This is a genomic window from Acinetobacter sp. AHP123, from assembly GCF_023757925.1.
Classification (GTDB): domain Bacteria; phylum Pseudomonadota; class Gammaproteobacteria; order Pseudomonadales; family Moraxellaceae; genus Acinetobacter; species Acinetobacter oleivorans.
In genome coordinates, this window is the sequence record NZ_CP092454.1 from 1,812,024 (window position 1) to 1,825,006 (window position 12,983).

The 12,983-nt window shown below is 40.7% G+C and carries 10 protein-coding genes; 5 read left to right on the plus strand and 5 right to left on the minus strand.

Going from position 1 to position 12,983, the window contains the following annotated elements; translation table 11 throughout:
- The first annotated feature begins 119 nt into the window (after nt 1-119).
- Together MJX77_RS08775 and MJX77_RS08780 are read left to right on the plus strand one after the other, a co-directional pair.
- Nucleotides 120-1,331 carry a class I SAM-dependent methyltransferase gene (locus MJX77_RS08775; RefSeq protein ID WP_252061218.1) on the plus strand — a complete coding sequence of 404 codons (1,212 nt, stop codon included), beginning with the start codon at nt 120-122 and terminating at the stop codon, nt 1,329-1,331.
- Nucleotides 1,332-1,343: 12 nt separating this feature from the next.
- A complete protein-coding gene (locus MJX77_RS08780) occupies nt 1,344-1,763 on the plus strand; it encodes a GNAT family N-acetyltransferase (RefSeq protein ID WP_252061219.1) in 420 nt (139 codons plus the stop codon).
- Nucleotides 1,764-1,792: 29 nt separating this feature from the next.
- Here MJX77_RS08780 and MJX77_RS08785 read toward each other — a convergent pair whose 3' ends face one another.
- The 5 genes from MJX77_RS08785 to MJX77_RS08805 all read right to left on the minus strand — a co-directional run bounded on the left by MJX77_RS08785 (nt 1,793) and on the right by MJX77_RS08805 (nt 7,629).
- Entirely contained in the window at nt 1,793-2,653 is an 861-nt protein-coding gene (locus MJX77_RS08785) for a patatin-like phospholipase family protein (protein ID WP_252061220.1), read from the minus strand.
- Nucleotides 2,654-2,668: 15 nt separating this feature from the next.
- Nucleotides 2,669-2,923, minus strand: a complete 255-nt coding sequence (locus tag MJX77_RS08790; RefSeq protein WP_004789195.1) for a hypothetical protein — start codon at nt 2,921-2,923, stop codon at nt 2,669-2,671.
- Nucleotides 2,924-3,087: 164 nt separating this feature from the next.
- Nucleotides 3,088-5,223 (minus strand): 3-hydroxyacyl-CoA dehydrogenase NAD-binding domain-containing protein, encoded by a 2,136-nt coding sequence (locus tag MJX77_RS08795; protein ID WP_252061221.1) that lies wholly within the window; start codon nt 5,221-5,223, stop codon nt 3,088-3,090.
- Between the two features lie 18 nt (nt 5,224-5,241).
- A complete protein-coding gene (locus tag MJX77_RS08800) occupies nt 5,242-6,447 on the minus strand; it encodes an acetyl-CoA C-acetyltransferase (protein WP_252061222.1) in 1,206 nt (401 codons plus the stop codon).
- 171 nt (nt 6,448-6,618) lie between these two features.
- Nucleotides 6,619-7,629 carry an AraC family transcriptional regulator gene (locus tag MJX77_RS08805; RefSeq protein ID WP_004789200.1) on the minus strand — a complete coding sequence of 337 codons (1,011 nt, stop codon included), beginning with the start codon at nt 7,627-7,629 and terminating at the stop codon, nt 6,619-6,621.
- 210 nt (nt 7,630-7,839) lie between these two features.
- Here MJX77_RS08805 and MJX77_RS08810 point away from each other — a divergent pair, with 210 nt between their 5' ends.
- From MJX77_RS08810 to MJX77_RS08820, 3 genes are all read left to right on the plus strand, one after another.
- Nucleotides 7,840-8,958 (plus strand): CaiB/BaiF CoA transferase family protein, encoded by a 1,119-nt coding sequence (locus MJX77_RS08810; RefSeq protein WP_252061223.1) that lies wholly within the window; start codon nt 7,840-7,842, stop codon nt 8,956-8,958.
- Between the two features lie 155 nt (nt 8,959-9,113).
- On the plus strand, nt 9,114-10,346 hold the full coding sequence (locus tag MJX77_RS08815) for a carbohydrate porin (RefSeq protein WP_252061319.1): 1,233 nt from the start codon (nt 9,114-9,116) through the stop codon (nt 10,344-10,346).
- Between the two features lie 173 nt (nt 10,347-10,519).
- Nucleotides 10,520-12,925 carry a glucose/quinate/shikimate family membrane-bound PQQ-dependent dehydrogenase gene (locus MJX77_RS08820; RefSeq protein WP_252061224.1) on the plus strand — a complete coding sequence of 802 codons (2,406 nt, stop codon included), beginning with the start codon at nt 10,520-10,522 and terminating at the stop codon, nt 12,923-12,925.
- The last annotated feature ends 58 nt before the right edge of the window (nt 12,926-12,983 follow it).

Below are 12,983 nucleotides of genomic sequence, written 5' to 3' on the forward strand. Positions count from 1 at the left end.
TTTTTTTGATTAAAAATACGAATGTATAGAAATACAAAACAGTCGTAAAGTTATTTTATTTTTAATCCTAGACCCTTTAAACTTCTATTTTATATGAGTCTTCATTTTTAGGTATATCCGTGTCGGTTTTCTCCTTTGAGCAAGAACAGCAATTCTTTCATGAAATCAAGCAAATGCTTGACCAACAAGCTTTTGAGCGTTTGATCTTGAGCCAATATAAAGGAGAGTGGGCGCAACTGGAAAAAATTACTTTCCGCGTTGTAGAGCTACATGGTCAAAAACAGCTTTCAGCTCTATATCACCATACTACCCAAGATGTGACTAAAAATTATTCATTTGAAGAAGGCTTGCAACAGATTGAGCAATTAATCATTCAATGTAAACAAGCGAATTTATTCTCAACTAATCAAGAAATTCAACTCAAGAAAAATAAGAAAAAAGCCCTATTAAATATGGGTAAAAAGCAGGCAGTAAATGCGACACAAACGATTCAGGCACATGATCGTGAAAAGCAACGTTATGTACAGCAGGGTAATGCGTTTTTAAAAGAGCTTGGTATTACCGATGAAAAAGGCCAAATCATTCCAAGCATGGCGCGTAAATGGAAACAGATTAATAAATTTATTGAAATCTTTGCGAGTGCTTATGAGCAAATTGATGCATCTCAACAAGAGTTACGCATTGTAGATTTTGGTTCGGGCAAAGGTTATTTAACTTTTGCGTTATATGATTATTTGCAAGAGCAGCAGAAAACACCATTGATCACTGGTGTTGAATTGCGCCCGAATCTGGTTGAGTTTTGCCAGAATGTTGCAGACAAAGTGCATTTTAACCACTTAGACTTTTTTGAAGGTGACGTCCGTAGTTATCAGCCAGAAAAACTAGACGTTATGATTGCCTTACACGCGTGTGATATTGCAACAGACTTTGCCATTCATACTGGAATTCGTTTAAATGCTTCGATGATTATGTGCGCGCCGTGTTGTCACAAAGAGTTACGCCCACAATTACATAGTCCTGAAGTATTACAACCAATGCTACAGTTTGGTATTCATGCGGGGCAACAAGCCGAGATGCTGACTGACACTTTACGTGCATTACTTTTAAAAGCGTATGGCTATGAAACTAAAGTTTTTGAGTTTGTATCGCTTGAACATACCAGTAAAAATAAAATGATTTTGGCGACGAAACGCAAAAACGTTTCTGAACCTGATGCCAAGATTATGGCTCAAATTCAAGTATTGAAAGAAATGTACGGTATTAAAAAACAAACGTTGGAATTACTATTGCAAGATCAGTTGCCGATCGAAAATATTGGCTGTAAGTGCTAGGACGGTGAGTGGATGTATAAAATTATAGCGGGTGGTTGGGAACAACTTGAGCAAGATGCGAAATACATCCGTGAACAAGTTTTTATTCAAGAACAGGGAATTGCACCTGAAGATGAATGGGACGACTTGGATGCCACAGTTTTGCATTTTATTGTTTATGACAAAGAACAGCCTATCGCTACAGCACGTCTGTTGCCACAGCATAGCGTAGGGCGTGTTGCTGTTTTAGTGCCTTATCGAAAGCAGGGTATTGGTAAAATTTTAATGCAGCATATTATTGACTATGCACGTCGTCATAAACTGCCTTATTTAAAGCTTTCTGCGCAAACTTATGTGACAGCTTTTTACGAAGCTTTAGGTTTTCAGGCGCAAGGTGAGGTTTACCAAGATTGTGGTATTCCACATATTGATATGATTTTAGAATTAACTTGAGACTTCTTTTTAGAAATCTCAAGTTGGATTTATTTCATTGCATTCCAGCTTTCAATTGCCTGTAGCCCTGTTTCTAAGCCGACTTCATAACTGTAGCGAAGCTTTTTCGGGTTAGTAGTTAAACGGCCAGCCATATTTTTAAGAGGTGGTGGACAAACTTCTAAAATTTGCTGTTCTGGATTTTCACCCCGAACAAAATCGACCGAAGCATTATAGCGAGCACAACGGCTACGTAAGCTATTTGCAAAACCATAATGATGTTTAAACGCATATTTCGCGAGGAATTGATCGCCTCGACTACTCGCCTTAAAGTAATTTTTCGGACGTGTGCGTAAAACCAATAGTTTTTTTACATCACTTTGCTGAGCCGTCCAGCGAACGGGTAGGGCATCTGCAACGCCACCATCAAAATAAGGTTCACCCATAATATCGACGGGATGGCGCGTTAAAACTGGAATTGAACTAGAAGCACGAAGTGCATTTAGTAAATTATCTTTACCAGCACGAAGATATTCTGCATGACCTGTTTTGGCATGCGTCAACACCATATAAAAATCTGGATTTTTAGCAAAAAGACGTTGTTGGTCAAGAGGGTGCTCTTGCTCACCAATTTCCCACATCCATTTTAAATCAAGTAAATCACCGCCTTTAAAAAAGCGTTTGTAATCGATGAATTCAGGACGAAGTGAATGATCAATATAAAACGTTAGAGTGCGGCCTTGCTGGCCTGCCAAGTAGTTAGCCACATTGGTTGAACCAGACGATACACCAACGTATAAGTCAAAAGGATTGAACTGTTGTTGTAAAAATGAGTCAAGTACACCACTGGTAAAGGCACCACGCATGCCTCCACCCTCTACAACCAGTGCGTTGCGGGAAAAATCTGTCATTTGAAAAATATCTAATTACTGAGTTGAGTGCTTATGTTCTTGCATATCCATTTCAGGCATATCGTCATGTTGAGCGTGTTGCTCTGTAGAGTGTTCAGCTTTTTGCTGCATTTGCTCTTGTTGTGCTTTGCGCTGTGCTCCTGGCATGTAGTCAGGTTCATTACTCATTGCTAAATAGAAAAAGCCAAGGAAAATCGCACTTAAAACACCAACGATCAGAACAAATTTCCAGCCTAGAACTGCTGACTCGGAAGAATTTTTATCGGACATAAGGATTTCTCGAATGTGCTGTAGAAGCACAAAAATGAAGTCTATTTATAGCATATTTAGGTAGTGGGCTGAAATCTTAAAGGTCATAAAGAAAAACCCATATAAATAAAATATATTTATATGGGCAAGGTTTATGCAGTTTTTAAATATTTAATAAGTCTAAGTTATTGAATATTTTGTTTCTGCTCTGCTTTGGTCTTTAGTAATGCGGGCGGTGTAAAACGTTCACCATATTTGGCAGCCAACTCCTCAGCTCGTTTTTGTGCTTTATCAGTACCGTATTGATTCAGGAACTGGATCGCTCCTCCAGTCCAAGGGGCATAACCAATTCCAAAAATAGAACCGACGTTGGCATCAATCACAGACTCCAATACGCCTTCTTCATAACAACGTAAGGTATCTAAGGCCTGTACAAACAGAATGCGATCAATCATATCTTGTTCAGAAATATCATGATCTTTTTGCCAACGGTTCAAGCCTTCCCAAAGGTGCTTTTTGCCATTTTCTGGATAGTCATAGAAACCTGCACCAGCAGCTTTACCTTTACGGTTTAACTCATGAATCATGGTGTGAACCACTTCATCTACAGAAGTTTTAGGTAAATCTTTTCCTTCAGCTTGTAGAGCTTTACGTGCTTCACTAGCAACATGTTCAGTTAATGTTAAAGACACTTCATCTTGAATAGCGAGTGGGCCAACTGGCATACCAGCTTTCAGTGCTGCCATTTCAATACGTGCTGGGTGAACGCCCTCTGCAAGCAAACGCATACCTTCTTGAATGAACGTACCAAATACACGACTCGTAAAGAAACCACGGCTATCATTGACAACAATCGGCGTTTTTCCAATTTGTTGTACAAAATCGTAGGCTTTAGCAAGTGTCTCTGCGGAGGTATTTTTACCTTTAATAATTTCAACCAACTGCATTTTGTCGACAGGGCTAAAGAAATGAAGACCGATAAAAGCTTGATCATCCTTACTTGCTTGAGCTAAACCTGTAATTGGCAGGGTTGATGTATTTGATGCCATTACGCCATTAGGCGCTAAGAACTGTTCAGCTTCTTGAGTGACTTTGGCTTTGAGTTCTTGATTTTCAAATACCGCTTCAATAATTAAGTCACAGCCTTGAAGGTCTTGAGCTGACGCTGTAGCCGTAATGAGCGATAAAACCTGATCACGTTTTTCTGTAGTCATGCGGCCTTGTGAAACACGTTTATGAAGGAGCTTTTGTGAATAAGCTTTACCTTTCTCAGCATTTTCAACTGATACATCTTTAAGTACAACTGGAATACCTTTAATGGCTGTTGAATAAGCAATGCCTGCACCCATCATGCCCGCACCCAACACACCAACTTTAGTGGCTTGCCATTTTGCAACGTCGGCAGGGCGGCTCGCACCAGACTTAATTGCATTTAGACCATGCCAGAAAGTGCCGATCATATTTTTAGAAATTTGACCTGTTGTAAGCTGAGTAAAGTAGCGAGACTCAATACGCAGTGCAGTATCGACATCGACTTGAGCACCTTCAACTGCGGCAGCCATAATCGCTTCAGGGGCAGGGTAACAACCTTTAGTTTTGTCTCTTAACATGGCTGGTGCAATTGCAAGAACTTGTGCAACTGCTGGAGTTTTGGGATCACCACCCGGAATTTTATAACCCTTCACATCAAAAGGCTGCTGAGATTTTGGATTCGCTTTTACCCATGCGATTGCTTTATCTAAAAGCTCTTGTTCATTTTCAGCAGTATCGTGAATTAAACCTAAAGATTTTGCTTTATCAACACCGAACTGTTTGCCTTCCATTAAAAATGGAAATGCATTTTGAAGCCCAAGCAGACGTACCATACGTACAATACCGCCGCCGCCTGGTAACAAACCTAAAGTGACTTCTGGTAAGCCAAATTTGCTTTTCGGGTCATTGATTGCAATACGGTGATGGCAACTTAAAGCGATTTCCCAACCACCGCCAAGTGCAGTGCCATTTAATGCTGCAACGACTGGAATGCCTAGCGTTTCAATTGTGCGTAAATGACCTTTTAGCTTTTCAACCATATTGAAAAAGTCAGCCGCATGTTCAGGTTGAACTTGAATTAGCTCATCTAGGTCACCGCCTGCAAAGAAAGTTTTCTTAGCTGAGCGAAAAATAACACCTGAAAGTTCTGTTTCTGATTTAAGTTTCTGAGTCGCCTCATCAAGCGAGTCACGAAACTCAGCATTCATCGTGTTCGCAGATTGACCTGTTGAATCAAGCGTTAAAATGACAATATTGTCGGCATTTTTTTCGTATTGAATTGCACTCATCTTTTATATCCCTAATTTTTATACGCGTTCAATAATGGTGGCAATACCCATTCCACCGCCAACACAGAGCGTCGCTAAACCGCGCTTTTTATCTTGTCGTTCAAGCTCATCAAGTAGCGTGCCTAAAATCATGGCACCTGTTGCTCCTAACGGATGGCCTAAAGCAATCGCACCGCCGTTTACGTTGACTTTTTCAGCAGGGACGTTGAGTTCATTAATAAAACGCATTACAACTGCCGCGAATGCTTCATTGACTTCAAAGAGGTCAATATCATCAATAGTAAGACCAGCTTTTTCTAAAGCTTTACGTGCAGCAGGAGCAGGGCCAGTCAGCATGATGGTTGGGTCAGTACCGACTAATGCAGTCGCCAAAACTTTAGCGCGTGGTTGTAAATTTTGTTCTTTGACGGCCTTTTCAGAAGCTAATAAAACTACAGCTGCTCCATCGACAATACCTGATGAATTACCTGCGTGATGAACATGATTTATTTTTTGTGCTTCTGGATATTTTTGTAAAGCAACTGCATCAAAACCCATTTGCCCCATCATTTCAAAACTTGGGTTGAGCTTCGTTAGTCCTTCGAGTGTGGTATTGCCTTTAATAAACTCATCTTTATCTAAAATCACCACGCCTGCGTGATCTTTTACTGGTACGACTGAGTGATTGAAATAACCATTTGATTGAGCCGCTGCCGCTTTTTGTTGTGACTTTACAGCGAAATTATCTACATCTTCTCGGCTATAGCCATCTAGGGTTGCAATGAGGTCGGCGCCGATGCCTTGTGGAACAAATGATGACTTAAGATTTGTTTCAGGGTCTAGCGCCCATGGTCCACCATCGGAACCCATTGGAATGCGCGACATTGATTCAACGCCACCAGCAACCACTAAATCCTCCCAACCAGAACGGACTTTCATGGCTGCCATGTTGACTGCTTCTAAGCCTGAAGCACAAAAACGATTGATTTGAACCCCAGCAACATCATCATTCCAACCTGCTGCAATCGCTGCCGTTTTGGCAATATCACCGCCTTGGTCACCAATTGGCGTTACGCAGCCCAAAACAATGTCGTCAACTTTAGATGTATCGAGTTGATGGCGCTGCTGTAATTCATTTAATAAAGTGGTGAGTAATGTTATTGGTTTTACTTCATAAAGAGAGCCGTCTTTTTTTCCTTTTCCGCGTGGGGTGCGAATGGCATCAATAATATAAGCCTCGCTCATAACAGTTCCTTTTTTATTGCTTAAAATTTATTTGTATTTTGAGTGTACTGGTTTTAGTAGCGAGTGCAATGACGATAAGCGCATCAGTCAGGTGATGATTTTTGCCAATAGAAATACAAAAAAGCCCAAGTTGAACTTGGGCTAAATGTGAAACTTAAATAGATTGAAGAGTTAGTGATAACCGTGTAGCTGGCGATATAGGCCAGGGGTTACACCCGTCCACTTTTTAAATGCGCGGTGGAACGTACTCGTTTCACTAAAACCAACTTGTTGAGCAACGTCTTCAAGTGTTAACTCTGGGTTGAGTAATAAGTGAATTGCAGCATCTCGACGTAAGGCATCTTTTACGCCTTGATAGCTTTTACCTTCGGCAGCCAAGCGGCGGCGTAAGGTTTGAGGAGATAAATATAACATTGATGCAACGTCATTAAGCGTTGGCATTTCTTCACCAATCTGGCTTTTGAGTACTTCACGAATACGAGAAGTTAGCGAGTTGGTATTTTTGAATTTTACTAAAAGTTGAGCAGGTGCTGCTTTTAAGAATTCTTCTAGCGTTTTTTCATCTTGACGGATTGGCAAATCAAGATAATCAGCCGCAAAAGTTATTTCAGTACGCGGTGCATCAAACTGCATGACTGGTGCAAAAAATAATGCATCATATTCATCTGCATGTGCAGGACGTGGGTAGCTAAAATGGACGCGCTCTAATGGCAAACGGCGTTCAATGAGCCATGATGCTAGACCGTGCCAAATCATAAGCATACTTTCAGTAATGAAATGATCTGGATCTAAAGTTTTTGGAATGAGTGGAACTAGACGTGCTTCATGCTTGTCACGCTCTAGGCTGACAGACCATTCATCACCAAATAATTTGTAAAATTGAGATGAAAGTTCAAGGGCTTGGCCCAATGTTTTTGCGTGAATAATCAACTGACACATAATGGCAAAAGTGCCCAGACGACGTGGTTGTACGTCAAATCCAACGTGTTCATCCTGTGTGACCATCCACAACATTTTTATAAAACGAGTGTATTGTTCTGGTGAGATTCGAGCTTTAGGTTGACGTAATAATTCCGCTTCAATGCCCACATGTGAAAGGAGCATTTCAACATCCATGCCAAGGCGCTTTACGCCTGTCAAAGCCGCATTCACGAAGTGGATGCTAATCGTATCGCGACTCATATTGAATCCTTCAGTCTCTTTGATGTTCACTTTAAATTGACCTAAATGACCGTCTAAAAAAATAAATTGGCGATTTACAACAGAGTAAAAGCACTTTTTACATGTTAAATTGCCGAAATGATCAAGGTAAATGGCTGAACATGACATTGTTTTAGAATATTTGCTTAACTAATATAAAAGAAAATATGAATAATAGTGGTTAAAAAAACGATGACGACAGCATTAAATGGACTTAAAGTTCTCGATTTCTCGACACTCTTACCCGGACCTTTTGCCACAATGTATTTAGCCGATATGGGAGCAGAAGTCATCCATATCGAATCTCCATCGCGTCCAGATTTAATTCGGATCATGCCACCCTATGCAAATGGTCAAGCAACGGCACATAGTTATTTAAACCGAAATAAACAGTCGATTGTTCTCGATTTAAAAGATCCTGCAAGTATCGAATTAATTAAAGCCAAAATTTCCGATTTTGATATTGTCATAGAGCAGTTTCGACCTGATGTCATGCGCCGTCTAGGATTAGACTACTCAACACTTGCCGAAATTAATCCGCGCTTAATTTATTGCTCAATTACAGGTTATGGACAAACAGGAAGCTATAAAGATAGAGCTGGGCATGACATTAACTATTTAGCTTTAGCCGGTATTGCTGGTTATAGCGGCCGACAAGACAGTGGTCCGCCACCACTCGGTATTCAAGTTGCAGATATTGCAGGTGGTTCACTTCATGCAGTTATTGCTATTTTAGCGGCGGTGGTTGAACGCGGGCGTAGTGGTATGGGGCAATATATTGATATTTCCATGACTGATTGTGTTGCTAGCTTAAATAGTATGGCTGCATCAGCCACACTCGCTGCACAAGTCGAGCAGGCTCCAGAGCATGGCATGCTCAATGGTGGGATTTTCTATGACTATTATATGACCCAAGATGGTCGTTATCTTTCAATTGGTAGTCTTGAACCACAATTTATGTCAGGTTTATCCATAGCGCTTGATCTGCCCCTATTATTACAAAAGGGCGCTTCATTAGATGCCGAAGATCGGAAAGAAGTTAAACAAGCCATTCAAGAAAAAATTAAAAGCAAAACATTTAAAGAGTGGCATGAAATTTTTGCAAACCTTGATGTATGTGTAGAACCTGTTTTAAGTCTCACTGAGTCATTAAACTCGCCCTTAGCACAACAACGTGGATGGATTGTGGATGTTCCTTTGCAGAATAATACGGCAGATACAGAACCACAGTTGGCTTGTCCAATTAAGTTTTCAAGATCAAAAATGAGATATTCCTTTATAGGTCAAAAACTTGGTGAAGGACAATGGTAAAGAGGTGAGGCCATTTCTTAGACACTGTGTATTAAGATTATTATTAGATTAATCAATTGATTAACATTTTGAATAATTTCTTTACATAAAATTAGCGTACCCTTTATAAACAAAGACATAAAAGGTATGTAAACATGAAAACACATAAATCCTTGATGGCTTCCTGTTTATCCGTTTTATCAATTACTCTTTTCATACAGCACGCACAAGCTGCTGCTGCATTCGACCCAAATAGTCCGTGGATGTTGGGTGATTGGAACGGTCAACGCACCGCGTTACAAGCACAAGGTTATGATTTTTCTTTCGGATATACCGGCGAATACGCCGGTATTTTAGATTCAAAAAATACATCAACGCATGGTAGTGCTTATACGGGGCAACTTGCTTTAGGAACTCATTTTGATTTAAACAAAATTTTAGGGTGGCAAGATACTGAAGCTCAAATCACATTAACTTATCGTGATGGGCAATCGCTTTCTGAACATTCACCAGCTTTAGCTGGGCACTTAAGCTCGGTACAAGAAGTGTGGGGGCGTGAGCAAACTTGGCGTTTAACCGATTTGTGGATCAAGAAAAAATTTCTTGACCAGAAGTTAGACGTTAAAGTGGGTCGTTTTGGTGAAGGTGAGGACTTTAATAGTTTTGACTGTGATTTCCAGAACTTGGCGCTTTGTGGTTCGCAAGTGGGTAACTGGGTTGGTGAACAGTGGTATAACTGGCCTGTCAGCCAATGGGCAATGCGCGTTAAATATAACTTGCAACCCGATTTATATACCCAAGTGGGTGTATATGAATATAACCCAGAAAATCTGGACCGAGGAAAAGGTTTTAACCTAAGTACTGATGGTTCACATGGGGCAATTATTCCTGCCGAAGTGGTTTGGTCACCTAAATTAGGCGCTCAAAGTATGGCTGGTGAATACCGTTTAGGGTATTACTACAGCACTGCTGATGCCGAAGAAATTACAAATAAGGCTCAAACATCTCATAAGCAAGGTGTATGGGTAACTGCAAAACAAAAATTATTCCAGCCTGCTGATCAAACAGACCGTGGTTTGACTGGATTTGTGAACCTGACGTTCCACGACTCTGATACCAACAAAATTGATAACATGCAAAATGTAGGCTTAGTCTATAAAGGTTTGCTCAATCAACGCCCTCAAGATGAATTGGCATTAGGTGTTGCGCGTATCCATATCAACGATGATTGGAACGATGTCCAAAATAAACAATACGACACTGAATACAATACCGAGCTTTACTACGGTATTCATGCGACAAACTGGCTAACTATCCGTCCAAATGTGCAATATGTCCGTCATGTTGGTGCATTAAAAAATGGTGATAACACTTGGGTAGGCGGTATTAAATTCTCAACTGCATTCTAAGCGTAATTACTCTGAAAACGGATTGTCGAGGGCTAAATCATTGATTGAATAATCCTGACCTTCCGTTTTTTCTTTATGCCTGAGTTTTGTTTTAGATGTATCGATAGGCCGATTTTTGATGAAAAGCTTGGCCTATCTTTCCGATAAAAATGATGATTGATAAGAGGTGGTTTATGACTCAACCTACTTCAAGATCAGGTTTAACGACTTTTACCGTAATTATTATTGGGTTATTAGCGTTATTCCTGTTAATTGGAGGTATTTGGCTCGCTACATTAGGCGGTTCAATTTACTATATTATTACTGGTGTATTACTCCTGATTGTTGCATGGCAACTCTATAAGCGCGCATCTACAGCATTGTGGGTGTACGCTGCTTTAATGCTAGGTACCATTATTTGGGGTGTCTGGGAAGTTGGAACAGACTTCTGGGCGCTTGCACCTCGTTTAGATATTTTAGGTATTCTTGGTTTATGGTTATTGGTTCCAGCCGTAACTCGTGGAATCAGCAACCTTGGATCAAGTAAAGTTGCCTTATCTTCAACTCTAGCAATTGCAATTTTGTTGATGGTCTATTCGATTTTCAACGATCCGCAAGAAATTAATGGTGAAATCAAGACACCTCAACCAGAAACTGCTCAAGCAGTTCCAGGTGTAGCAGAGGGTGATTGGCCAGCGTATGGTCGTACTCAGGCAGGCGTACGTTATTCTCCGTTAAAACAGATTAATGATCAAAACGTAAAAGATTTGAAAGTTGCTTGGACTTTACGTACTGGCGATCTTAAAACGGGTAATGATTCTGGCGAAACGACTAATCAGGTTACACCGATTAAAATCGGTAATAACATGTTTATCTGTACAGCTCACCAGCAATTAATTTCAATTGATCCTGCGACAGGTAAAGAAAAATGGCGTTTTGATCCGAAGCTTAAAACGGATAAATCGTTCCAACATTTAACTTGCCGTGGTGTGATGTACTACGATGCAAATAACACAACTGAGTTTGCAACGAGTCTTCAAAGCAAGAAATCCGACTCTACACAATGTCCGCGTAAAGTCTTTGTTCCTGTGAATGACGGCCGTTTAGTTGCGGTGAATGCTGACACTGGTAAAGCATGTACTGACTTTGGTAAAAATGGTGAAGTGAACTTGCAAGAGTTTATGCCATATGCTTACCCAGGTGGTTACAACCCAACATCTCCTGGTATCGTGACTGGTTCAACAGTTGTTATTGCCGGTTCGGTAACCGATAACTACTCAAATAAAGAGCCGTCTGGTGTAATTCGTGGATACGACGTTAACACTGGTAAACTCCTTTGGGTATTTGATACTGGCGCAGCAGATCCAAATGCAATGCCGGGCGAAGGTACGAATTTCGTTCATAACTCACCAAATGCGTGGGCTCCTTTAGCATACGATGCCAAACTTGATATCGTTTATGTTCCAACAGGTGTAGGTACTCCAGATATCTGGGGTGGCGACCGTACCGAGTTGAAAGAGCGTTATGCGAACTCGATGTTAGCGATTAATGCTTCAACTGGTAAATTAGTGTGGAACTTCCAGACAACCCATCATGACTTATGGGATATGGACGTACCATCACAACCATCTTTAGCTGATATCAAAAACAAAGCTGGCCAAACTGTTCCTGCAATCTATGTATTGACGAAAACAGGTAATGCCTTTGTTCTTGATCGTCGTAATGGTCAACCAATTGTTCCTGTAACTGAAAAACCAGTTCCACAAACAGTTAAACGTGGACCACAAACTAAAGGCGAGCATTATTCAAAAACTCAGCCATTCTCTGACTTGAACTTGGCTCCACAAGATAAATTGACTGATAAAGATATGTGGGGTGCCACTATGCTTGATCAGCTCATGTGTCGTGTATCTTTCAAACGTCTAAATTACGATGGTATTTATACTCCACCATCTGAAAACGGTACTTTAGTTTTCCCTGGTAACTTAGGTGTATTTGAATGGGGCGGTATGTCAGTTAACCCTGACCGTCAGGTTGCTGTAATGAACCCGATTGGTTTGCCGTTCGTAAGTCGTTTAATTCCTGCTGATCCAAACCGTGCACAAACTGCAAAAGGTGCGGGAACTGAGCAGGGTGTACAACCGATGTACGGCGTACCTTATGGTGTTGAAATTAGCGCATTCTTATCTCCGCTTGGTTTACCTTGTAAACAACCAGCTTGGGGATATGTAGCTGGCGTTGATTTGAAAACTCATGAAGTGGTATGGAAAAAACGTATTGGTACAATTCGTGACAGCTTACCGAACTTGTTCCAGTTACCAGCTGTGAAAATTGGTGTACCTGGTTTAGGTGGTTCAATTTCTACTGCCGGTAATGTCATGTTTGTTGGTGCAACTCAAGATAATTACTTACGTGCGTTTAACGTTACTAATGGTAAGAAACTTTGGGAAGCGCGTTTACCAGCGGGTGGACAAGCAACACCAATGACTTATGAAATCAATGGTAAGCAATATGTTGTGATCATGGCTGGTGGTCATGGTTCATTTGGTACAAAAATGGGCGACTATTTAGTGGCCTATGCCTTACCAGATAACAAATAAAAAGCTTTTATAGAAAGGGCCTGGATTTATCCGGGCTTTTTTATGTCGATTTATATTA

What these genes read in the sequence shown, in the direction of transcription:
- MJX77_RS08780 (WP_252061219.1), top strand. Translation starts at nt 1,344, where the DNA reads ATGTATAAAATTATAGCGGGTGGTTGGGAACAACTTGAGCAAGATGCG.
- MJX77_RS08785 (WP_252061220.1), bottom strand. Translation starts at nt 2,653, where the DNA reads ATGACAGATTTTTCCCGCAACGCACTGGTTGTAGAGGGTGGAGGCATG.
- MJX77_RS08790 (WP_004789195.1), bottom strand. Translation starts at nt 2,923, where the DNA reads ATGTCCGATAAAAATTCTTCCGAGTCAGCAGTTCTAGGCTGGAAATTT.
- MJX77_RS08795 (WP_252061221.1), bottom strand. Translation starts at nt 5,223, where the DNA reads ATGAGTGCAATTCAATACGAAAAAAATGCCGACAATATTGTCATTTTA.
- MJX77_RS08800 (WP_252061222.1), bottom strand. Translation starts at nt 6,447, where the DNA reads ATGAGCGAGGCTTATATTATTGATGCCATTCGCACCCCACGCGGAAAA.
- MJX77_RS08805 (WP_004789200.1), bottom strand. Translation starts at nt 7,629, where the DNA reads ATGAGTCGCGATACGATTAGCATCCACTTCGTGAATGCGGCTTTGACA.
- MJX77_RS08810 (WP_252061223.1), top strand. Translation starts at nt 7,840, where the DNA reads ATGACGACAGCATTAAATGGACTTAAAGTTCTCGATTTCTCGACACTC.
- MJX77_RS08815 (WP_252061319.1), top strand. Translation starts at nt 9,114, where the DNA reads ATGGCTTCCTGTTTATCCGTTTTATCAATTACTCTTTTCATACAGCAC.
- MJX77_RS08820 (WP_252061224.1), top strand. Translation starts at nt 10,520, where the DNA reads ATGACTCAACCTACTTCAAGATCAGGTTTAACGACTTTTACCGTAATT.